This is a genomic window from Anaerotruncus rubiinfantis (assembly GCF_900078395.1).
In the GTDB taxonomy this organism is placed as follows: Bacteria; Bacillota; Clostridia; order Oscillospirales; family Ruminococcaceae; genus Anaerotruncus; species Anaerotruncus rubiinfantis.
The window spans coordinates 36272-57810 of the sequence record NZ_FKLA01000009.1 but is presented as its reverse complement, the minus strand read 5'-3'; the positions used below and the strand labels follow the sequence as shown (position 1 = coordinate 57810).

Below are 21539 nucleotides of genomic sequence, written 5' to 3'. Positions count from 1 at the left end.
AAAACCCGTCCCGCGTGCTTATTCTCACGCGGCAAGTTGCGTTTTGTCTGAGGCAGATTGCGGGCTGTCTTTGCCGCAGGCAACGAAACAGCCCGCATGGGGGTCCCGGGGAACTCCCCGGGCGCATTCTTTGGATACTTTCTTGTGCGCGCAAGAAAGTATCTCCGGGCGCGTGAAAGGCGCATAAGCTCCACGCTAGTGAATATCATGCTCCTTTATGTACCAGCGCATGATTTTGATCCCGAGCAGCAGGGCGTAGACTGCCAGCGCGGTGACCGCGATCCCGATCAGGCCAAAAAAGCCCGTGAGCAGCAGCGGGATGATGGAATAGACGATACTGTGCATCATTCAATCACCTCCAGAGAATACCCGACCTTAAAGCATTCACCGGGCTCGATCCATTTGCAGTATTTTTTCTCGGAGAATTCGCCTGATTCGCCCTTTACGGCGGGCATGCCGCACCACGGCTCCAGGCAGAGGTAATTGCCGTTCTTATTCGGGATCGACCAAACGGCGAGCACATCAAATTTATGAAAATCAAATGAAAAGCCCTTACCGGTTTTGGGATTTAGGAGCTTTACCACGCGGGATTTGAGGTTGTCAAAGATGAGCGCGTCGCGTGGATCAAAGAGCGCGTGGTCAAGCGCGAGCGTGTCGGAATTGTGAAAATCCGGCAGATATTCCTCCCCGTCGATGCAGGTGCCGTCGCTCATCGTCAGATTTTTGCCATCCTCCATGTATTCAAACTTGAGCACATAGTCATTGAACGTTTCCCCGTCGTAAATGGGGCACGCGAATCCCGGATGCCCACCGATGCACATCGGCATACGCTTGCCGGATTTGTTTTCGACCAGGAAGACCGTGGAAAAACCATTTTCGCAGATGGTGTGCGTGACATGCAGTACAAATTCAAACGGATACTGCCGCAGGGTTTCCGCATTCGATTCATAGATATATTCTACGAAATCCACGCCATGTTTACCAAGGGTGAACGGGATTTTACGAGTAAATCCATGTTTGCCGAGCGGATATTCCACGCCGTCAAAATAAGCGTGGTCGTCCATTGTGGCCCCGCACGCGGGAAACAGCATGGGAGTGTGGTTCGGCCAGATAGCCGGATCAGCCTGCCAGATATATTCCCGGCCGTTCGCTGGAATAAAAGATGTGACCTCCGCGCCGACCGTGCTGCAGATCGCTTTGGAGCCGCCGGATTTTAAGATGATTTCAGACATCGCGATTGACCTCCTGTTTGGATTCCTCCTGTGTATTTAAGAAACGGTCCACAATAAAACGGGGCCGGTGCTTGACTTCCTTATAGATTTTTCCAATATATTCGCCCAGGATTCCCAGGCAGAGCAGCTGAATGCCGCCGAGCGCCCAGACCGACCCCATCAGGGTGGTCCAGCCCTCCACTGTGTAACCGAACAGCTTGGTGATGAGCAGCCACAAAAGGCACAGGCAGCTTACAAAAAAGATCACGAATCCCAGCGTGGTGATGAGGCGGATCGGTTTGACCGAGAAGGATGTGATCCCGTCGATGGCAAAGGCGAGCATTTTCTTGAGAGGGTATTTCGACTCACCAGCAAATCGTTCGCTGCGTTCATAGGTGACCACCGAAGTGCGAAAACCGATCAGCGGGACGATACCGCGCAGAAAAAGGTTGACTTCGTCATACTGCGCGAGCGCTTCCAGCGCGCGGCGGCTCATCAGCCGGTAGTCAGCATGATTTTCCACAATCTCAACGCCCATCCATTTGAGGAATTTATAGTACCCCACCGCCGTCGTGCGCTTGAAAACGGTGTCCTTCGCACGGGAGGAACGCACCCCATAGACGATGTCGCAGCCGTTTTGATACTCAGCGACAAACCGGTCGATCGCATCCACGTCGTCCTGCAGGTCGGCGTCCATCGAGATGGCGATGTCGCAGAAATCCTTTGCCTGCATCAGCCCCGCGACCAGCGCGTTCTGATGCCCCTGATTGTGGGAAAGCTTGAGCCCGGAAAAAAGCGGGTTGCGCTTATGCAGGTCGGCAATCAGCGCCCAGGTGGCGTCGCGGCTGCCGTCGTCCACGAAAAGCACTTTGCTTTTTGGAGAAACGGTTCCCTGTTCAATCATTCCGCCGAGCTTGGCGGTCAGGCGGCGCGCTGTTTCGGGCAGCACCTCCTGTTCGTTATAACAGGGGATCACGAGATATAGGATGTCGTTCATGCGGTTCCCTCCCGTTTTTGTTGACTGCCGTCCTGCTTTGAACCTTTCGATTCCCCGGGCGGCGATTGCGGATGCTCGTCGAACCATTCGGCGGGCGGCGCGGGCAGTTCCATCCACTCGGGCTCCGGGCCGTCCGGCACACGCAGCGCATCAAAGCCATTTGTCTTGCCGCGCGGCGGCAGTGGTTCGGGCGCGGGGCGGCGCTTCCTCCAGATGAGCAGGTAGATTATCAGCACGGCGACTCCTAGGATGCTCCCCGCAATGCCGGGCAGGAGCCCCGGTGTCATATAGGAGAAACGGATGGTGTTTTCGCCCGCCGGCGCGCGTACGGCCATGAATCCAATATTCGCCTGCACGATTTTTGCGGGCTCGCCGTTCACAGTGGCGCTCCAGCCCTTATCGTACGGCACCGAGAAAAAGACAAGGTTCTCCCGCGGCAGGTCGATCTGCGCGGTGAAGCCGCGATTGTCGATTTCGAAGGATTCGGCGGCTGTTGCGCGGCGGTTTTCCGCGTCGATATAGAAGTCCTCTTCCCCAAGATATTCGTAATATTCCGGCGGCATTTCCTCGAGCAGGTCGTCGTTTTGCACGGCGTCCTCCTTGTCGAGCGCCATCGCCCGCAGGAGCACCGCGGAGCGCTGCGCCTCATCCACCGTGTTGAGCTGGGTTTCAGTGATATAGTAATCGTAGGTGAAGCCCATGGGGATGTAGTAGTCATTTTCGTAGATGTTGAAGCCAATCTGCTGGTCGTAGAAAGAATAGCCCGGCATCGGGTCCTGCTCCTCCTTGTCATCCGCAATGAAGAGCCAGCGCACCGATAAGAGTGAACGCAGCTGGTAATATTTCGTCTCAGGCTTGGAGGAGACATCCCGCTTGACTCCGACATCCGGATAGAACTCCATGATCGAGACCGGGACGATGGAATGGAAGGCCTGGATGTTCGGCAGGTGCCAGTACATGCCCAGGTTGTCCATTCCCTGATAGATGTCCGCGCGCGCAAACTGCTCCTGCGGCAGATCGATCTGGTAACGGCCGTCGAGCGCCGTGTCGCGCAGGAAATCCGGATAATCCGAGTGGCATTTGCCCATGGCGATGAAGGTGATCGAATAGGTCACGCAGACGAAGCAGAGCGCGCAGGTGAGAATCCGGGAAAAGAGCTTTGTCTCGCGGTAGCGGCGGATGATGAGAATGAGCGCCGCGAGCCCCAGCAGGCTGATGGCGGCGATCGCTGCGAAACGTTCCGGGTATTTGGTGAGCCCCAGCGACACTTTGCCAGCCGAATCGATGATCGGGGTAAGCCCCAGGATCGCGGTGACGGCGGCGGTGAACACCGCGGTAATTTTGAATCCCCGCTCAAGATTGATCGAACGGTTTTCGAGCGCGATCATGGTGGCCATTGCCATCAGCAGGATGGGCATATAATACCAGCGGGCGTAATAGGAATTGTTGAACATGATAAACATGCTGTTGAGCCCTGGCAGAAGCGCGCAGGCGAGGCAGAACAGCAGGATTTTTCGCAGCCAGTCGCGTTTCGATTGGACATAGGCGATGACACCGGTCATGCTGAAAAGGGGCAGCCAGGCCGAGAGCGAAGCCCATTTCGCGCCGCGGTCAGGGAAGAGGTTCGGCCGGGAGGGCAGATCGGGCGGGAAGAACATGCTCGTGATGATAGCGGGGTAGAGCTGCGCGTGCCAATAGAGCCAGAAATTCCAGCCGTCAAGCAGTTCGGTCCCGCCGGTGCGGGGATTGCCCAGGATGGCAAGCGCGCTCGGCAGGAAAAGGAACATCGCCAGCAGCATGCCCACCACCGATTCAAACGCGACCCAGAAGAACTTTTTGAGGGTCATGCGCCAGTCGCGGGAGAACGAACGGAATGCGAAATAGATCAGCACGAAAACCACTTCACCGATAAAGAACCAGTAGTTGACGATCGCATTGATCGCAACCGCCAGCGCGAATATGCCGCGGCGGTTTTCTGTGACCAATTCCTCCATGCCGACCAGCAGCAGCGGGAAAAAGACAATCGCCTCATGGAAGTGATTGAAAAAAATGTTGTAGACCGCAAAGCCCGAGAAGGCGTAGAGGATGGCGCCCATCACGACGTATTCGCGGGTTTTCACAAACCGCTTGAGATAGAGCGCAGAAGTCGCCGCTGCACAGGCGTGCTTTAAGATCAGCAGCGGGGCCATCAGGTGTGGGACAAATTCGGTTGGGAAGGGGATGGTCAGCCAGAAAAATGGGCTGCCGAGCAGATAGAAGGAGTAGGAACCGATGAAGTTGGCGCCGAGATCGGTGTACCAGTTCCAAAAAATATCCCCGGTGCGCACCGCTTCGTGCGCCAGTTTGTAAAAGGGGATCTGCTGGACGTTGAAATCCCCGAAAAAGAAAAAGTACCCTTTATCGTAGACCATGAAGGGGATAAAGATCAGCGCGGCTGTCAGAAGCGCGAGGAAAAAGGCTTTGCGGCAGACGCCCTTTTGGGCATCGATCGATTGAAGCTGCATCGTGAAACCTCCAAAACGCGTAAAAGCATACATCAAATATTATACCACAATTTGCCGTTTTTAAAAGCGTCTCTTTCTTTTAGGTGGGATATTTGCTATAATTTAATGCACACCCCAATTTTCCGCAAAAGCAAAAGGAGAGAAGATCTTGAAGGAATACAGCTTTTTCGCCATGCTTTCCCGCATGAAATATATCACCCGCTGGGGCCTGATGCGCAACTCCCGGCAGGAAACGCTCAGCGAACACACTCTGGACGTGGCCTATATCGCCCATGCGCTGGCTTTGCTTTCAGGCTTGGACCCGGCGAAGGCGGTACTCTGCGCGCTCTATCACGATTGCAGCGAGATCCTCACCGGCGACATGCCCACCCCGGTGAAATATTATAACCCCAAAATCAAACAAACCTACAAGGAGATTGAACAGATTGCTTCCGACCGGCTGCTGTCCACCCTGCCGGAGGAGCTTTCCGCCGCTTACCATCCATGCTTTTATGAAGAGGACCCGCAAATTTTACAGATCGTCAAAGCTGCGGATAAGCTTTCGGCGCTTATCAAATGCATCGAAGAGATCCGTATGGGCAATGACGATTTTCTCTCCGCGCGGCAGGCGCAGCTTGACGCTCTGCATGCAATGGACCTGCCTGCGGTGGAAACTTTTCTAGAACAGTTCCTGCCGGCCTATGAAATGACGCTGGATGAACTCAATTTGGCAAAAAATTAACGAACATGCCCGGATTTTGCAGAAAAACTTATATAATATATAGAAAATATATATTTTACCGGTTTTTTATAAAAAATATACGACAAAACGTAAAATGTGTATGCTATAATAAAAGAAAATTCTTGAGGAGGGATTTTTTATGGAATTTTTGAAAGAGTACATTGCGATGTGGAAAAATTACGCGAACTTCAAGGACAGGACCACCGTCCGCGGCTATTGGATGGCGTTCGTTGTGAACATTCTGATCGGTGTGGTCATCAACGTCCTCACCATGATGATTTCCATTTTCGGAATCGTCGGCGGTCTTTACAGCCTTGCCGCGCTGATCCCCGGAATCGCAATCTGCATTCGCCGCCTGCACGACATCGGCAAGTCGGGCTGGTACTGGCTGGTTGGTCTGATCCCGCTGGTTGGCTGGATCATCCTGATCGTCTGGTTTGTCAAACCAAGCGTCAATGAAAATAACCCCTATGAAAGCGCACAGACTGTCTGATCTGAAACTTAAAAGCCCCGCGGCCTACTGGCTGCGGGGCTTTTCTCATTTTATGCCTTAAAACTGTCCTTAAGGGTCACAATCCGATTGAAGGTATCCGCATTTTTGCTGTCCATGCAGAAATATCCCATCCGCACAAACTGGAACCGGTCGCCCGGCTTGGCCTGCGCCAGGGAAGCCTCCAGCTTGCAGCCGGAAAGCTCCGTGAGCGAGCCCGGATTGAGATAGTCGAGATAGTTGGTGCCTTCCGGCACATCGTTCACATTTTCGAGCGTAAACAGGTTGTCATAAAGCATGGCCTTTGCGTCGACACAATGCGCCGCCGAGACCCAGTGGATCGTTCCGCGCACTTTGCGCCCATCGATCGGACTCCCGTTCTTCGTCTCCAGATCAGCGGTGCAGCGCAGTTCAATGATCTGGCCGTCCGCATCTTTGATGATCTCGTCGCATTTTACAATGTAAGCGCCCATCAGGCGAACTTCGCCGCCCGGCTTCAGCCGCTGGAACTTCGGCGGAGGCACCTCCGCGAAGTCACTGCGCTCGATGTAAACTTCGCGCGAGAAGATCACGTCGCGGCTGCCGCTTTCCGGGTCGACAGGATTATTCGCAACCGGGAAGGCTTCCGTTTTGTCCTCCGGATAGTTGGTGATGACCACCTTGACGGGATCGAGCACCGCCATCCGGCGCGGCGCGTTGGTATTGAGCTCCTCACGGATGCAGTATTCGAGCAGCTTGATGTCGACAATGCTGTTTGCCTTGGCAACACCGGCACGCTTGACAAACTCAAGGATTGACGCGGGCGTATAACCACGCCGGCGCAGCGCGCATAGGGTCGGCATACGCGGATCGTCCCAGCCGTCAACCTTACCGGTTTCGACCAGTTCACGCAGGTAGCGCTTGGACATGACCGTATGGGTGATGTTCAGGCGGGCAAATTCCCGCTGTTTGGGTTTGTGCGCGAACCCGATATTATCAACCACCCACTCGTAGAGCGGACGATGGTTTTCAAATTCGATCGAACAGAGGGAATGGGTGATTCCTTCAATTGCATCCTGTATAGGATGAGCAAAATCATACAAAGGGTAGATGCACCATTTGTCGCCCTGCCGGTGATGATGCGCCCGGACGATCCGGTAGATGGCCGGATCGCGCAGATTCATGTTGGGAGAGGCCATGTCGATTTTGGCGCGCAGGGTCTTGCTGCCGTCCGGGAACTCGCCGTTTTTCATCCGCTCAAAAAGATCGAGATTTTCTTCAACCGAGCGGCTGCGGTAAGGGCTTTCCTTGCCCGGAGCGGTGAGGGTGCCGCGATATGCGCGCATCTCATCCGGCGTCAGATCGCAGACATATGCTTTGCCGTCTTTGATGAGCTTGACAGCATATTCATAGCACTGGTCAAAGTAATCCGAGCCATAGTAGATGCCGCCGTTGGGAATGGCGCCCAGCCAGCGCAGATCCTCTTCGATCGATTCGACGTATTCGGTATCCTCTTTGACCGGATTGGTATCGTCGAAACGAAGATTGAAGAGCCCGTTATATTTCATCGCGGTGCTCCAGTTGATCCAGATGGCTTTTGCCGAGCCAATGTGAAGATAACCGTTCGGTTCCGGCGGAAAGCGGGTGTGGATCTGCTCGGTGAAGCCATTTGCAATGTCTTCATCAATAATGTCGTGGATAAAATTGGAAATTTCTTCGCTCATACTCTATCCCTTCTCAATTTAAAATCTTTTTTGCGCCCTTCGCGCACCCGGAATTGCTCCGCAGGGTGACTTTCTTGCTTGTCCAAGAAAGGAACCAAAGAAGGACACGCGGGGACACCCCGCGGCCCCGTGCGTGCTGTTTGGTTGCCTTCGGCAAAGACAGCACGCAATCTGTTGAGACAGAACGGTATGTCCCGCGTGATAAAAAGCACGCGGGACGGGCGGCCGCAACCGTTGCGGCCGCGCGCTGTGCGCAAAGCGGACAAACGGATCGAAAGAACGCTTCGCGTTCAAAAATCGATGCCGGCGGGAATTCTCATTGTCCAGCAAGGCGCGAATAGCGCCATCGCCGCCGCAGGGCGGCGATATTTGGAAATGCGCTAAATCCGTTTGCCAGTGTCGCGCAGGACAAAACACGCTTCAAAATCGCAGTCGAGTGCATCGGCAATTTTGACGAGATCACGTTCGGAAAGATTATCCCGCACGAGTTTGTCATTAAGCGTTGCGGGTGTAATTCCCAACTTGGCGGCAAGTTTGACTTGGGTCATTCCTCGCTCAATCAGGAGGATTCTAACTTTTTTTGCTAGCCCCATTCAGGCCGCCCCTTTCTTATTGTAAGATAACATATTGTTGATATTACGTCAATAATCTAAAAAATAAGAAAATATATTGACAAATTAGAAAAAAGACGTAAAATAATGGTAAGGAGTGATTGCTATGACATTTGATTTTAAACATTCGCTTACCCTTGACGATCTCAGCGAACTTTTGCTTTACGGAGGCGAACCGGCAGCGAAGCTGCCGGACGCGGCCGCATTGGAAGAAGCGCTCCGGTATGAGTTTGAACAGCTTGTGGGCCAGGACCCGGAGGCTTTTGATTTTGGCGACGCGGCTTTTGAAAAAGTCAGCGACCTGAAAGGCGTTTATTTTGACGCGGGATTTCGCGCGGGTGTTTCCCTTGCGAACGCGGTGTTCACGTTCCGGTGAGTCCCTGTATTGGCGGACAAACGTCCCGGATTTTCCCGGCAGCCCCTTTGGGGGCGGCTGGCGCTGCATTCAGTCTTGAGCTGACCATTTTGCTGGGAGCGGGCACGGTGCAGGTCTTTTGCCGAAGCCCACGGCCGCCGCCTTTGCGAAGCAACCAGCGGCGGCGGGGTTCCAAGGGGTTTCCCCTTGGCGTGTTCTTTCCCCTATTTCTTGCACGGGCAAGAAATAGGGCCGCCGGAGGCGACTCCTCCGGGGCGCCTGGAAGGCGCAATTCATCCCAAAGTGGCTCTTGCCGCCGCAAGCCGCTTCATCACACGCTCACGGCCAAGCAGCTTCATAATCTCGCAGAGATCGGGCGAATTGCGCCGCCCGGTGATGGCTTCACGCAGCACGGTGCTCACATCGGTCACACTGCCCGGATAGGCTTCCGGGTTCTTTTTGTATTCCCGCATATCGGTCGCGCAGCCGAGCGACGCGGCCAATCCCTTGACCTTTTCAAACCATGCGGAATTGTCATCCGCCGGATCATAAAGCGCGGGATATTCCTCCAGCGCCCGGCGGGTCAGCTCGGGCGAAAGCCCGTCCTGTGAAAAGCTGAAATCCGGCACGAACAGCTCATCAAAGAAAAAGCTCATGTAATCCTTTGCCTGGCTCCAGATCATGATATCCTTGCGGGGCTTTTTGCCGCCGCGGCCGATCGCCAGGATGGCCTTGGAATAAGCCGGATCGCGGGCGAGAATCGCGTAAAAGTCCGGGTCATATTGTTTTGCCCATTCAGTGAGCAGGTCATAAACTTCGTCCGCCGTCATCCGGGAGATGACGTTCTTTGAAACATCGCCGAGCTTGTCAATGTCAAACAGCGCGCCCGACACGCCCATCTTCTTGGTGGTGAAATTGAAGCTTTCGAGCGGCGCGTCAGGATTGGCCAGCCGCCAGTCCTCGAAATTGGAGTTCAGGAGGGTCAGGATGTATTCCTTCACGGCCGCCACGCAGTAACCCTGCTCCTTATAAAAATCGAGCGCCAGTTCCGGGTCTTTGCGCTTGCTGAGCTTGCGTTTGCTGCCGCCGTCCATCTTCATCAGCTGGGCCGTGTGGATATATTTGGGCGGTTTCCAGCCCATTGCCGCGAAGAGCTGCAGATGGATCGGCAGGGTGGCGAGCCACTCCTCGCCGCGCACCACATGGGTGGTGCCCATCAGGTGGTCGTCGATCACATGCGCGAAATGGTAAGTGGGGATACCGTCGGATTTTAAGAGCACAACATCCTGGTCGTTTTCCGGGAATTCCATCGTGCCTTTCACAAGGTCGTTAAACTTCACCCTGCGTTCGAGGCTGCCCTCGCTGCGAAAACGCAGCACAAACGGTTCGCCCGCGTCGATCTTCGCTTTCACCTCGTCGAACGGCATGTCCCGGTGCACGGCATATTTGCCATAGTAACCGAAATTCTCTTTCAATTCCGCCTGTTTTTCACGGATGGCCGCGAGATCCGCTTCGGTGCAGAAGCAGGGATAGGCCTTGCCCTGCTGAACCAGCCATTTGGCATAGGTCTGATAGATTTTCGCACGCTGCCGCTGTCGGTATGGCCCGTAGAGGCCATTGTCGCCATCCAGGACGGCCCCCTCGTCAAAGGGAAGCTCGTAATCGGAAAAGACTTTTAAAATCGTTTCGACGCCGCCCTCAACTTCGCGTTTCTGGTCGGTGTCCTCGATGCGCAGATAAAAGATGCCGCCGCTCTGATGGGCGAGGCGCTCGTCCGCGATTGCGCCGAACAGGTTGCCCAGATGCATGAAACCGGTCGGACTGGGGGCGATACGGGTGACCTTTGCGCCTTCCTTAAGCTGGCGCGGCGGGTATTTTGCCGCGATATCCTCCGGCGTTTGGGTGATATCCGCAAACAACAGATCGGCAAGTGCGTGATAATCCATCTTGAAGCTCCTTTATGCAGGATTTTACAGGTTCCTTTATTTTACTATAGATTTCATTTGTTTTCAACGTGATTTCGCCGGTAGGCCAGATAACTTTCCAAAATAATGGTTGCTGCGACCTCGTCGATAACGTCTTTGCGCTTCTGGCCGCGGGTGTTGGTGTCATTGAGGTATCCGGCGGCCGAAACAGTCGTGCCGCGCTCGTCCCAGAGGCGTACCGGCACGTTTACCAGCCTCCCCAGGTCCTCTGCGAACTGTGCGCAGAGTTTGGCGCGCGGCCCGGCGGAACCGTTCATATTAAGCGGATGCCCCACCACGATTTCCCCGACCTCATATTCTTCCGCCGCCGCAGCTACCTGCTGCAAAACGCGGCCCATGACCTTTTCGTGGATGACCCCAATGGGGGAGGCCAGGTATTCGGTCCGATCGCAGCAGGCAAGCCCGGTGCGGCTGTCGCCATAATCAACTGCCAGTATCTTCATTTGTTAAAAACTCCTTTCAGGTGCGGGCCGGCAGGTTTCCGGCGCCGCAATCAGGTCGCATGCCGCTTCCACCAGGTCTGTTTGGCAAAAGTGCTGTCCGCTTCGGGCAGATGGGAATTGTCATTCAGATAGGAAACGGTGGGGGTAAAGCCGCGGTCGAAAAGCACCTTACTGACCGCTGTATTGTCGCACCATGGGATCCGCGCAATCTGTTCGGGCCCCAGACCGGACGCAAAACAGAGGAAACTTCGCAGCGCGCCGCCGTGCGAAACGATGGCGACCGTCTGATGCGGATGCCGCTGGACGATGCGGTTAACCGTATCCCGCATGCGCGCGTAGACCTCGCGTATGCTTTCGCCGTTCGGCGCGTGAAAGTTTGCCAGATCGTGATCCCAGTTATAGGCCTGTTCGGGCGAAACCGACGCGAGATCCGCGAACGGGACCCCTTCAAAATCGCCGCCGTCCAGTTCCATCAGCCCCTGCGTTTTAATAATGTGCAGCTGGTCGTGGTTGACCGCTTGGGCGGTCTGCATGGTGCGGGCAAGGGGGCTCGCATAGATCGCGTCGAGATGAATATTTTCAAACCGTTTGGCGAGATGCGCAAGCTGCCGCTCGCCCACCTCGCTCACCTGGCCGTCGGTGTGACCCTGGAAAATCCGCTTCCAGTTTCCCTCCGCCTGCGCGTGCCGGATCAGATATAGGGTTGTCATAATTTCATCACCAGGGCTTCACGGCGCCGACAATTTCATTCACGTCGGCGATGTGGTTTTCATCGAGCCATCTGTTCATCCCGTCGATCACCTTGAGCGGGGTGTATGGGTCTGCAAAGAGCGCCGCGCCGATCTGCACCGCCCGCGCGCCTGCGAGCATCATCTCAACGGCGTCCTGCCACTTTTCAATGCCGCCCATCCCGACAACCGGAATTTTGACCGCGTTCGCGACCTGCCAGACCATCCGCACCGCCACAGGGAAGACCGCCGGGCCGGAAAGCCCGCCGACATTCTGATGCAGCACCGGGCGGCGTGTTTTAAGATCGATGCGCATACCGAGCAGGGTGTTGATGAGCGAAACCGCGTCCGCGCCCGCGTCCTCGACCGCCCGGGCGATCTCGGTGATATCGGTCACGTTCGGGGTGAGTTTGACCATCAGCGGTTTTTTGGTCGCGCCGCGCATCACCGCGACGACCGCGGCCGCCGACTGGCAGGAGATGCCGAACGCCACGCCGCCCTCTTTGACGTTCGGGCAGGAGATGTTGACCTCAATGATGCTGACGGCGGATTCGTCGAGCTTTTCCGCCATCAGGCGATAGTCGTCGACCGAGGCGCCCGCGACGTTTGCAATGCGCACGATGTCGCGGTTCGCAATGCCCGGCAGCTCGTCGCGCAGGAAAGCGTCGACGCCGGGGTTCTGCAGCCCGACCGAGTTGAGCATGCCAGCGGGTGTTTCCGCCACGCGGCAGGGCGGGTTTCCCTGCCGTTCGAGCGGGGTGATCCCCTTGAGGGACACGCCGCCGAGCTTTTCCATCGGGTAAAGCTTATCGTATTCGCGGCCGAAGCCGCAGCAGCCGGACGCGGTGATCACCGGATTCTTGAAGGTTACCCCGGCGATATTTACCGAAAGCCTGCTCATTCGAAAACCACCGCCTTTCCGTCGAATACCGGGCCGTCCTTGCAGACGTGGGTGTAGATCTCACGGCCGTCCTTGACCGTCTTGCAGGCGCAGACGAGGCAGGCGCCCACGCCGCAGCCCATCCGCTCCTCGAGCGAGACTTCGCTCCTCACGCCGTATTGTTCCGCGAGACCTACCACTCCGCGCAGCATCGGCATCGGGCCGCAGGCACAGATGAGATCCGCGGGGCCTTCTTTCAGCCGCGCCTCGAGCAGGCCGGTGACAAAACCGTGATAGCCGGCCGAGCCGTCGTCGGTAGCAAGGCGGGTGTCGCAGCCCGCGGCTTTGAAGTCGGCTTGCAGGATTACGGCGTCCGCGCTGCGAAAGCCGATGATCGCGGTGGCGTTTGGGCCGTAGGCCTTGGCGGTTTCAAGCATTGGCGGCACGCCGATGCCGCCGCCTACGAGGATCACGCGGCTGTCCCGCGCAAGCTGCGAAAAGCTGTTGCCGAGCGGGCCGAGAAGATCGATAAAATCCCCCTCCCGCAGTTCGGCGAGCTTGGCGGTGCCGTCCCCGCGCACCTCGAATACGATACGAAGCTCCCCGGACTGCCGGTCGATCTCGCAGATCGAAATCGGGCGGCGCAGGAAAAAGCCGTCCGCGCGCAGGTGGACAAACTGCCCTGCCTTTGCCTGGGAGGCGATTTCGGGGCAATGGATGCGGTAACTGTAGATGCCTTTGGCCAGTTCGCTGCGGCCGGCAATGGGATAGCGGCCCTGCAGGTATGCCATACGATCAAATCCTTTCCAGATGCGGTATCATGCAAGCACTCTAAAAAAATATTATACTATATTTTTCCGGGCAGGACAACGCTGCGCTTGCATTTTTTCCACTGCTCTGGTAAAATACTCCTTGCTGCCAGACAGCGGTCAGTTCGTAACTATCCTGACCTTAAACAAAACTATAGAAAAGAGGACCAAATCATGCAAAAACAGAATACCGCTATCCGCCGTATGGTGGTTGCCGCGATGATCGCGGCCGCCTACTGTGCAATCAGCATCTGCCTGTTGCCGCTCTCGTTCGGTGTGGTGCAGGTGCGCGTCTCCGAAGCGCTGACCCTGCTCCCGGTGCTGAGCCCGGCCGCAATCTGGGGCGTATCGCTCGGCTGCGCGCTTACCAATGCGATTGGCTTTGCGACCGGTGCGAACATCATCGGCATGCTCGACATCTTCTTCGGTACCGCCGCCACGCTGACTGCCGCGTGGCTTTCGTGGGTTTTACGCGGCGTGCGGTTTCATGGATTGCCGGTACTTTCATCGCTCCCGCCGGTGCTCCTGAACGCTGTGGTGATCGGCGGAGAGCTCACCTTTGTGATAGCCGGGGGCTTCAACTGGAGGATCTTCCTTATCAATGCCCTGCAGGTCGGCGGGGGACAGCTGCTGTCCTGCTGTGTGATCGGGCTGCTGCTCGTGTGGGCGCTGGAGCGCAAGGGCCTCGATCGGAAACTGTTCCGGAATCTGTGAGTCTAAATAGAATGCATAAGGCCGGCGGCGCAATTTTGCGCCGCCGGCCTTGTTCCTTTTTTCTTGAAAAAGGAACCGAAAAAGCGCCCGAAGCAGGCGCTGCGGCGCCAAATGCGGGGGACGCCGTTCCCTGGCCCCTGCAATTTTTTGAAAAAATCGAGAAAAACTTTTGGTTTTGGGCGCTTGAACAATTGAATCAAAAATTCAGGTTAGGGCGTGTTCGGTTTCCTTATCGAAGATGTGCAGTTTGGTGCAGTCGATGGCGATCTGCACCGCGTCGCCGCTCTTGCGCTGGCTGCGCGGCGGAACCTTCGCCACCATGCGGGTATCGTTGCTCATGAGATAGAGATAAATCTCCGATCCCATCAGCTCCGCCAGTTCGATGCGCGCGGGCAGGACGCTGGCGGTCGGGATGTCCATGTAGACTTCCTCGTCGTGCAGGTTTTCCGGCCGAACGCCGAGAATCAGTTCCTTTCCGAGATAGCTTTCGAGTACCTGGGGAGGAAGTTTGCCTTCCGGGATGACAATGGGCGTTGCGCCGAACATCCCGACGAATTTCCCGTCCAGCTTTTGCAGGGTGACTTCAAAAAAGTTCATCTGCGGCGACCCGATGAAACCCGCCACAAACAGATTGCAGGGGTGGTCGTAAAGATTTTGGGGTGTGTCGACCTGTTGGACGAAACCGTCCTTCATGACGACGATCCGGTCGCCCATCGTCATCGCCTCGGTCTGGTCGTGGGTGACGTAGATGAAAGTGGTGCCAAGTTTTTTATGCAGTTTGGTGATCTCTGAGCGCATCGCGGTGCGCAGCTTTGCGTCGAGGTTCGAAAGCGGTTCGTCGAGCAGGAAAACCGCCGGGTCCCGCACCATCGCGCGCCCCAGCGCGACCCGCTGCCGCTGGCCGCCGGAGAGCGCTTTCGGCTTGCGGTCGAGCAGATGCTCGATATCAAGGATACGGGCCGCGCCGCGCACTTTGCGTTCAATTTCGTCCTTAGGCACATGGCGCAGCTGCAAACCGAACGCCATATTGCGAAACACGGTCATGTGCGGGTAGAGGGCATAATTTTGGAATACCATTGCAATGTCGCGGTCCTTTGGAGCGACCTGATTGACCATCCGGTCGCCGATGTACAGCTCCCCTTTGGAGATTTCCTCCAGCCCGGCGATCATCCGCAGAGTGGTGGATTTGCCGCAGCCGGACGGCCCGACGAGGATGATGAATTCTTTATCCTGGATTTCGAGGTTGAAATCGTGTACGGCAGTCACATTGCCGGGATAGATTTTATAGATACTGCGTAGCGATATACTGGCCATTGCGCGCCTCCCGTGATGAAATTGGAAAGATACTCCTATTGTGAACCGCATTCCGCCCGCTTATGCGTAAAACGGGGAAAACCCGCCGCCAAATGGCGGCGGGTTTTCCCCGTTTTTATTTCTCTGTGATGGGTTTGGCTTTTTCCTTTGTGAATTTTGCTTTGCCCTGGATCTCCGGCACAGGGCCGGCCTCGTTTTTGGGGGGCTTATTGCGGTCGATCTCCGGGCGTTTCATTCCTTGTTTGGCCATTTTAATCACCTCGGGAATAGTGTTTGCGGATTTCTGCGGAAATAAACGAAAATTACCGGAAAAGCGTGTGACCGGATTGTGATTCTGGTATAATATACTAAAATAATTAAGTGTACGAAGCGGGCCCGCTTCGTGTCTTCCCCGCCATGGCGGGGAAGACAATGGAAACTGTGGGATCTATCGTGACTGGAGAGCACGAAAAAATAAAAACTGAGGAAATAAAGGAGGAGACAAAATGAAAAAGATCCTGGCAATGGTACTGGCCCTGGCGATGACCCTGACCCTTGGCGTGACGGCGTTTGCGGCGGTTTTGGAGGGCGACGCGGCAAAGGACGAGCTGGCAGATTTGGTGTTTGAGGAAGATGATGGGGCAGAATTGAAACTTTACTGGTATGCGATTGTTGACGACGCAAATGATAAGCTGCAGCCCGGCGAAGACAATGGTGAAGATGGAAATACCCAGAATACGGAAATCAAATCCGGTTCCAAGCTCTATCTGAGCATCGACAGCGATGACGGACTCGACCTGGACAACGAAGATGTCAAGATCAAGGTTTCCAAGGAGGATGGTTCCAAGTATGTCTCCTCGGTCAAGCTGGTTCAGAAAAAGCTGACCAACAAGGTTTACCTGACCGACACCGTTGCGTGGAACGACCGTGCGCGCAACTGGTATCTGGAGGTCAATCTGAAGGAGTTTATGACCGACGACGAGTTCAAGATCTCCTTCGAACTGCAGGCCACCGCGAAGAAGGATCTTGCTTACAGCGGCGATACGATTCCGAAGGGCACCCAATGCACCGTGACGACCGAGCCGTTCTGGGTCACCAACAAAGTGCTCGAGGGCGACCAGGATCAGATGGCCGGAACCCGCGGCGTTGTCTTCAAACCCGAGAAAAACGAGGACAACGAGGTGATCTGGGAGGACGAGAACGACCAGATCGCGAAGCTCAGCTTCACGGCGGACAGCGACGTTGCCAAATACTATCCGAAGATGTCCACCAAATGGGACAACTCGAAATACGCGGAAAAATTCGCGGATCAGGACGCGTTCATCCGCCAGTTTGTAGGGAATCCGCAGATTTCCTCCACCTCCCGCGCAATACTGGAACTGAACGTTCCGTATCTTGATGACGACGATGAGCTGACGGTGGACGAGGACGAGATCATCGTCTATGAGGAAACCGCCGGCGGAGAGCTGGTTGACATCACCTCCAAAGGCAAATTCGTCACCAACGATGACGACGATTTCGTTTTCCAGATGAAGACCCGGCAGCTCGGCACCTACATCTTCGCGGCCGCGCCGGCGGCCGAAGCCGAAACGGAGAACATTCCGGAAGAGGCGCCCGAAGCTGACAAAGCCAATCCGGGCACTGGTTTTTGAACAGCAATTGAAAAAATCCCCTGGGTTAGGCCCGGGGGATTTTCTTTTTTCAGACGGCCGCCATGACCGGCTGATAACTTTCGCAGGCGCGTTCAAGCATCGCGACGCGATCATAAGGCAGGTCTGCTGGAAGGGTGCAGTCGCTTGCCAGGATGAAACGCCGGTGATCAACGCTCTGGAGGATGGCGTGAACCTCCGCTTCAATTTCTTCATACGATCCGCTCAGCAGCGCCGGGCTGCGGTCATCAAGTCCGCCCATCATCACCTTGCCGGGGAAGATGTCATAGCCTTCCGCGAGAGAGGTGCCGCTTTCCAGCACGCCCCAGTTATAGACATCGCAGGGATAGTCCACAAACCGCCGCGGATCGACATGGGGCTTGCACATATGCAAAAAATGCATCGCCGACTTGGCGCGGGTTTCATTGAGAATGCCGATTTCAAGCGGCGCGAGATACTTTGCATGTTCCTCGTCGGTCAGTCCGTCCCGTTCGCCGCCGAGCGCCGCGAAATAGATCCCGTCCGCGCCCGCGTCGAGACAGGCCTCGCAGAGATTGGTCAATGTTTCGGCAATCGCGCGGTAGGCGCTCAAAACGCTGTCAGGGTCCGTGCGCAGGTGGTAGATCTGCGCGTAGCGGCCGATCGTGTCATATTTCGGAACACCGAGCAGGGTGTGCGAAGCAGATGCAAATATCCCATGAATGGTGACCACGACCGGCGCGTCGCCCGCGATACGGTCGGTGATCCGTTTGACGATGTCCGCCTGATCCTGAATGAAGGAGGAATTCCGCCTGTAGGGACGAACTTTTTTCCAATCGCCTGCGCTGGAGATATCGTGTCCGCAGGGGCAGAGGTTTTCGTTCATCACCTTGCAGATGTCGGTCCTGCTTTCGGCGAAGAATTTCATATGGGCTTCGACCGCTGCATCCCCGTGGAAAGCTTCGCTGGGAAAATGCAGCCAAAACCCCATCGGCACGCGGTCGGCGGGTTTGCCCGCGAGAATCGCGGCCACGCGTTCTTTTCGATTCATAACAGATTCCTTTCTGACAGGCTCACCCTTCTTTGGATGGGCCGTTTGCTGTTTTGCCGCTCAGGAGATGGCAGGCGGCGAAATGACCGGGCCGCACCTCGCAAAACGGGGGTTCCGATTCGCTGCAGAGGGGCATTGCCATCCGGCAGCGGGTGTGGAACCGGCACCCGGAGGGAGGATTCATCGGGCTGGGGACATCTCCTTCCAGGAGGATGCGCTGCTTTTCCACCGTGGGATCGGGGATCGGCGCGGCGGAGAACAGTGCCTGGGTGTAGGGATGCAACGGATGCGCATAGAGCGTGTCGCTTTTTGCAAGTTCGACGATCTTTCCAAGATACATCACGGCAACCCGGTCGGAGATATGCTTGACGACCGACAGACCGTGCGCGATAAAGACATATGCCTGCCCGAACTGCTTTTGCAGATCCTCAAGCAGGTTGATGATCTGCGACTGGGTGGCCACGTCGAGCGCAGAAACCGCCTCGTCGCAGACAATCAGCTTCGGGCGCAGGATGAGCGCCCGGGCGATGCCGATGCGCTGGCGCTGTCCGCCGGAAAATTCATGCGGATACTTTTTGACGCTCGCGCGCGGCAGCCCGACCACGTCGAGCAGCTCATAGACGCGCTGGAGCTTCTCCTGGCCGTTGATGCTGTCCTGCACATAGAGCGGCTCACCGATGATATCCCCGACGTTCATGCGCGGATTGAGCGAGGAGAAGGGGTCCTGATAGATGATTTGCATCCGGCGGCGCATTTTGCGCAGCTGCTGGCTGCTTGTGCGCAAAACGTCCTCGCCTTCAAAGAGTACCTGTCCGGCGGTCGGCTCGATGAGACGCAGCAGCATCTTGCCGAGCGTCGTCTTGCCGCAGCCGGATTCGCCCACCAGACCGAGCGTTTCATTTTCATGCACCGTGAACGTAACCCCGTCCACCGCCTTGACATACCGTTTTGGAGCGAAAAGGGCGCTTGTCTTGACCGGAAAATGTTTCACTAGCTCTCTGGCCTCCAGAAGGACGGGCGCGCCGGACGGGTTCTGCTCAGAATTCGCCATGCTGCTGCGCCTCCTTTTCGGCGATGTCCGCGTATTTCCAACAGGCCACATGCCGTTCGCCTTCCACCTTGAAAAGCGGAGGCTCCTGTCTGCGGCAGCGGTCGCAGGCTTCGTGGCAGCGGGTGTGGTAACGGCAGCCCTCCGGCTTGTCGATCAGATTCGGGACACTGCCCTCGATGACGTGCAGGCGCTCCTGCCGTTCGTCCAGGCGCGGGATCGAACACAGCAGGTCGGCGGTGTAAGGATGCAGCGGCTTTGCGAAAAACGGCCGCACCTTGGCCTCCTCCACGATCTTTCCGGCGTACATGACGATCACCCGGTCGGCGGTTTCGGCCACGATCCCAAGCTCATGGGTGATGAGCAGGATAGACATGCCAAATTCATCCCGGATCTGCTTGATGAGGTCGAGGATCTGCGCCTGGATGGTCACGTCAAGCGCGGTGGTCGGTTCGTCCGCAATGAGCAGCTTCGGGCTGCAGGCGAGCGCGAGCGCGATCATCACCCGCTGGCGCATGCCGCCCGACAGTTGGTGGGGATACTCCTTGACCCGCTGTTCCGGGTTCGGGATGCCCGCCAGCCGCAGAAGCTCCACCGCGCGTGCCATCGCTTCTTTTTTGCTGCGTTTCTCATGCAGATGCAGCGCTTCGGTGATCTGCCGGCCGCAGGTCATGGTGGGGTTCAGGGAGGTCATCGGCTCCTGGAAGATCATCGAGATCTGGTTGCCGCGAACCCGGCAGATCTCCTTTGGGCCCAGCTTTAAAAGATCCGTGCCTTCAAAAAGAATTTCCCCGCCCATGATCTCTCCGGCTGGTTTCGGGACGAGCTGCAGAATCGACATCGAGGTGATGCTTTTGCCGCAGCCCGATTCCCCTACAAGGCCCAGGATTTCTCCTTCATCGATGTGCAGCGATACTCCATCCACCGCGGGCAGCAGGCCGCGTTCGGTGTGAAAACAGGTGCGCAGGTTGTGGATTTCAAGCAGATGTTTGCCCAAAGCGGTTTCACCCCCCTTTTTTGGATCGGTCAGACAACTGAGATCAGCTCTTTGGGAAAATGGTTGAAGGTCCGGCAGCCGTCCTCGGTGACGCAGACGAGATCTTCAATCCGCACGCCGAATTCCCCGGGCAGGTAGATGCCCGGTTCGTCGCTGAAAACGTTGCCCACCTCAAGCGGCGTATTGTTCCCGGCCACTAAGAACGGCTCCTCGTGGGAATCGAGCCCGATGCCATGGCCAAGCCGGTGGGTAAAATACCGACTGTAGCCGGCAGCCGCGATGACCGCCCGGCCCGCCGCGTCGACCGTTTCGCCGGTGACGCCCGGCCGGATGGCGGCNGCAGACGAGATCTTCAATCCGCACGCCGAATTCCCCGGGCAGGTAGATGCCCGGTTCGTCGCTGAAAACGTTGCCCACCTCAAGCGGCGTATTGTTCCCGGCCACTAAGAACGGCTCCTCGTGGGAATCGAGCCCGATGCCATGGCCAAGCCGGTGGGTAAAATACCGACTGTAGCCGGCAGCCGCGATGACCGCCCGGCCCGCCGCGTCGACCGTTTCGCCGGTGACGCCCGGCCGGATGGCGGCGGCAGCGGCGTGGTGCGCGGCCAGAACAATCTCGTAAACGGCACGCTGCTTTTCGGTCGGCGGGCCGACAAAGAAAGTGCGGGTCATGTCCGCGCGGTAGCCCTGATAGCAGCCGCCGAAATCGAGCATGACCGAATCGCCCTTCTGGATGACGCGGGTTCCGGTGCGGTGGTGCGGGTCCGCGCAGTTTTCGCCCGAAGCGATGAGCGGGTCCCCAAACTGGGTGAGCCCGACCTCCCGGCGCAGTTCGTTCAGCCGGCCGGCGAGCTGGCGCTCGGTTTTGCCTTCGAACGGCTCTTTCAGAAGCTGTTCGAGCGCCGCCTCCGCCATCCGCTGCGCCGTCTCGATGCGGGAAAGCTCATGAACATCCTTTTTCCGCCGCAAAGCGGCGGTGACCAAATCGCCCGGAACCCAGCGGCAATCCGGCAAAAGCCCCTGCAGCGTGAGCAGCCAGCGGCTGAACATCCGCGCGCCGACCGCTACAGTGCCGTACGGGAGCATCTGCGCGGCTATGACGAAGGGGTCCCCGGTCTCCTCCCAGGGCAGAAGCCGCACCGGCGCTTCGAGCGTCTTTTCAGCCGCTGCGGCCTCAAACGAAGGCAGCAGCAGGAGCGACTCCTCCTGCGTGAGCAGAAAAAGGACCGGCCGGTCGGTGGCCACGCCCTGGTAGCCGGTGAAATAGAAGAGGTCGGTCGACGGCGGCAGCAGCAGCGCGTTCACACCGCAGCCAGACATCCGCTCCCGCGCCCGTATGAGCCGGTTTTCGTAAAGTTCCATCTGCAAAAC

The 21539-nt window shown here is 56.8% G+C and carries 23 protein-coding genes; 5 read left to right on the top strand and 18 right to left on the bottom strand.

Features of this window, described 5'->3' with window-relative positions; genetic code table 11:
* Nucleotides 1–195: 195 nt before the first annotated feature.
* The 4 genes from BN4275_RS17240 to BN4275_RS05560 are packed head-to-tail and all read right to left on the bottom strand — an operon-like array spanning nucleotide 196 to nucleotide 4712.
* Nucleotides 196–348: a hypothetical protein gene (locus tag BN4275_RS17240; RefSeq protein WP_154018840.1), complete on the bottom strand. Its 153-nt coding sequence runs from the start codon at nucleotides 346–348 to the stop codon at nucleotides 196–198.
* Nucleotides 345–1232 (bottom strand): aldose 1-epimerase family protein, encoded by an 888-nt coding sequence (locus tag BN4275_RS05570; protein ID WP_066455210.1) that lies wholly within the window; start codon nucleotides 1230–1232, stop codon nucleotides 345–347. The genes BN4275_RS17240 and BN4275_RS05570 overlap by 4 nt, the downstream gene beginning before the upstream one ends.
* A complete protein-coding gene (locus BN4275_RS05565; RefSeq protein ID WP_066455208.1) occupies nucleotides 1225–2208 on the bottom strand; it encodes a glycosyltransferase family 2 protein in 984 nt (327 codons plus the stop codon). Before BN4275_RS05565 ends, BN4275_RS05570 begins: the two co-directional genes overlap by 8 nt.
* The gene (locus tag BN4275_RS05560) at nucleotides 2205–4712 is read right to left on the bottom strand and encodes a YfhO family protein (RefSeq protein WP_242863588.1); all 2508 of its coding nucleotides are present in this window, start codon (nucleotides 4710–4712) and stop codon (nucleotides 2205–2207) included. Before BN4275_RS05560 ends, BN4275_RS05565 begins: the two co-directional genes overlap by 4 nt.
* A 148-nt stretch (nucleotides 4713–4860) precedes the next feature.
* On the opposite strand from BN4275_RS05560, the gene yfbR reads away from it, so the two are divergent.
* Both yfbR and BN4275_RS05550 read left to right on the top strand, forming a co-directional pair.
* Complete coding sequence (gene yfbR / locus BN4275_RS05555; protein ID WP_079988107.1) at nucleotides 4861–5433, top strand: 5'-deoxynucleotidase; 573 nt, start codon at nucleotides 4861–4863, stop codon at nucleotides 5431–5433.
* Between the two features lie 139 nt (nucleotides 5434–5572).
* Nucleotides 5573–5926: a DUF805 domain-containing protein gene (locus BN4275_RS05550; RefSeq protein ID WP_242863586.1), complete on the top strand. Its 354-nt coding sequence runs from the start codon at nucleotides 5573–5575 to the stop codon at nucleotides 5924–5926.
* Nucleotides 5927–5976: 50 nt separating this feature from the next.
* Here the strand turns inward: BN4275_RS05550 and BN4275_RS05545 are convergent, their stop codons facing one another.
* Nucleotides 5977–7626: a glutamine--tRNA ligase/YqeY domain fusion protein gene (locus tag BN4275_RS05545; protein ID WP_066455203.1), complete on the bottom strand. Its 1650-nt coding sequence runs from the start codon at nucleotides 7624–7626 to the stop codon at nucleotides 5977–5979.
* A 380-nt stretch (nucleotides 7627–8006) separates the two neighbouring features.
* A complete protein-coding gene (locus tag BN4275_RS05535) occupies nucleotides 8007–8219 on the bottom strand; it encodes a helix-turn-helix domain-containing protein (protein ID WP_066455196.1) in 213 nt (70 codons plus the stop codon).
* A gap of 124 nt (nucleotides 8220–8343) precedes the next feature.
* Here BN4275_RS05535 and BN4275_RS05530 point away from each other — a divergent pair, with 124 nt between their 5' ends.
* Entirely contained in the window at nucleotides 8344–8613 is a 270-nt protein-coding gene (locus BN4275_RS05530) for a hypothetical protein (protein WP_066455193.1), read from the top strand.
* Between the two features lie 272 nt (nucleotides 8614–8885).
* On the opposite strand, the gene BN4275_RS05525 is transcribed toward BN4275_RS05530, so the two are convergent.
* From BN4275_RS05525 to BN4275_RS05505, 5 genes are read right to left on the bottom strand one after another with little or no spacing between them, the layout of a single operon-like run.
* Nucleotides 8886–10538 (bottom strand): glutamate--tRNA ligase, encoded by a 1653-nt coding sequence (locus BN4275_RS05525; RefSeq protein ID WP_066455191.1) that lies wholly within the window; start codon nucleotides 10536–10538, stop codon nucleotides 8886–8888.
* Between the two features lie 53 nt (nucleotides 10539–10591).
* Entirely contained in the window at nucleotides 10592–11020 is a 429-nt protein-coding gene (ruvX, locus tag BN4275_RS05520; protein ID WP_066455188.1) for a Holliday junction resolvase RuvX, read from the bottom strand.
* Between the two features lie 50 nt (nucleotides 11021–11070).
* Nucleotides 11071–11730 (bottom strand): histidine phosphatase family protein, encoded by a 660-nt coding sequence (locus tag BN4275_RS05515; RefSeq protein ID WP_066455186.1) that lies wholly within the window; start codon nucleotides 11728–11730, stop codon nucleotides 11071–11073.
* 7 nt (nucleotides 11731–11737) lie between these two features.
* Nucleotides 11738–12649 carry a dihydroorotate dehydrogenase gene (locus BN4275_RS05510; RefSeq protein ID WP_066455185.1) on the bottom strand — a complete coding sequence of 304 codons (912 nt, stop codon included), beginning with the start codon at nucleotides 12647–12649 and terminating at the stop codon, nucleotides 11738–11740.
* The gene (locus BN4275_RS05505; protein WP_066455183.1) at nucleotides 12646–13419 is read right to left on the bottom strand and encodes a dihydroorotate dehydrogenase electron transfer subunit; all 774 of its coding nucleotides are present in this window, start codon (nucleotides 13417–13419) and stop codon (nucleotides 12646–12648) included. Before BN4275_RS05505 ends, BN4275_RS05510 begins: the two co-directional genes overlap by 4 nt.
* A gap of 192 nt (nucleotides 13420–13611) precedes the next feature.
* Between BN4275_RS05505 and BN4275_RS05500 the strand changes: the two genes are divergently transcribed.
* Complete coding sequence (locus BN4275_RS05500; RefSeq protein ID WP_066455167.1) at nucleotides 13612–14151, top strand: QueT transporter family protein; 540 nt, start codon at nucleotides 13612–13614, stop codon at nucleotides 14149–14151.
* Between the two features lie 204 nt (nucleotides 14152–14355).
* Here the strand turns inward: BN4275_RS05500 and BN4275_RS05490 are convergent, their stop codons facing one another.
* On the bottom strand, nucleotides 14356–15465 hold the full coding sequence (locus BN4275_RS05490; protein ID WP_066455161.1) for an ABC transporter ATP-binding protein: 1110 nt from the start codon (nucleotides 15463–15465) through the stop codon (nucleotides 14356–14358).
* Nucleotides 15466–15580: 115 nt separating this feature from the next.
* Nucleotides 15581–15715, bottom strand: a complete 135-nt coding sequence (locus BN4275_RS17800; RefSeq protein ID WP_255420049.1) for a hypothetical protein — start codon at nucleotides 15713–15715, stop codon at nucleotides 15581–15583.
* Nucleotides 15716–15950: 235 nt separating this feature from the next.
* Here BN4275_RS17800 and BN4275_RS05485 point away from each other — a divergent pair, with 235 nt between their 5' ends.
* A complete protein-coding gene (locus BN4275_RS05485; RefSeq protein WP_066455159.1) occupies nucleotides 15951–17096 on the top strand; it encodes a hypothetical protein in 1146 nt (381 codons plus the stop codon).
* Nucleotides 17097–17145: 49 nt separating this feature from the next.
* Here the strand turns inward: BN4275_RS05485 and BN4275_RS05480 are convergent, their stop codons facing one another.
* The 5 genes from BN4275_RS05480 to BN4275_RS05465 are packed head-to-tail and all read right to left on the bottom strand — an operon-like array spanning nucleotide 17146 to nucleotide 21530.
* The gene (locus tag BN4275_RS05480) at nucleotides 17146–18123 is read right to left on the bottom strand and encodes a uroporphyrinogen decarboxylase family protein (RefSeq protein WP_066455156.1); all 978 of its coding nucleotides are present in this window, start codon (nucleotides 18121–18123) and stop codon (nucleotides 17146–17148) included.
* Between the two features lie 22 nt (nucleotides 18124–18145).
* Nucleotides 18146–19174 carry an ABC transporter ATP-binding protein gene (locus tag BN4275_RS05475; RefSeq protein WP_066455154.1) on the bottom strand — a complete coding sequence of 343 codons (1029 nt, stop codon included), beginning with the start codon at nucleotides 19172–19174 and terminating at the stop codon, nucleotides 18146–18148.
* Nucleotides 19161–20168 (bottom strand): ABC transporter ATP-binding protein, encoded by a 1008-nt coding sequence (locus BN4275_RS05470; protein ID WP_066455152.1) that lies wholly within the window; start codon nucleotides 20166–20168, stop codon nucleotides 19161–19163. The genes BN4275_RS05475 and BN4275_RS05470 overlap by 14 nt, the downstream gene beginning before the upstream one ends.
* A 29-nt stretch (nucleotides 20169–20197) precedes the next feature.
* Nucleotides 20198–20449 carry a M24 family metallopeptidase gene (locus BN4275_RS17530; RefSeq protein ID WP_242863700.1) on the bottom strand — a complete coding sequence of 84 codons (252 nt, stop codon included), beginning with the start codon at nucleotides 20447–20449 and terminating at the stop codon, nucleotides 20198–20200.
* The gene (locus BN4275_RS05465) at nucleotides 20340–21530 is read right to left on the bottom strand and encodes a M24 family metallopeptidase (RefSeq protein WP_161940186.1); all 1191 of its coding nucleotides are present in this window, start codon (nucleotides 21528–21530) and stop codon (nucleotides 20340–20342) included. The genes BN4275_RS17530 and BN4275_RS05465 overlap by 110 nt, the downstream gene beginning before the upstream one ends.
* Nucleotides 21531–21539: the final 9 nt, after the last annotated feature.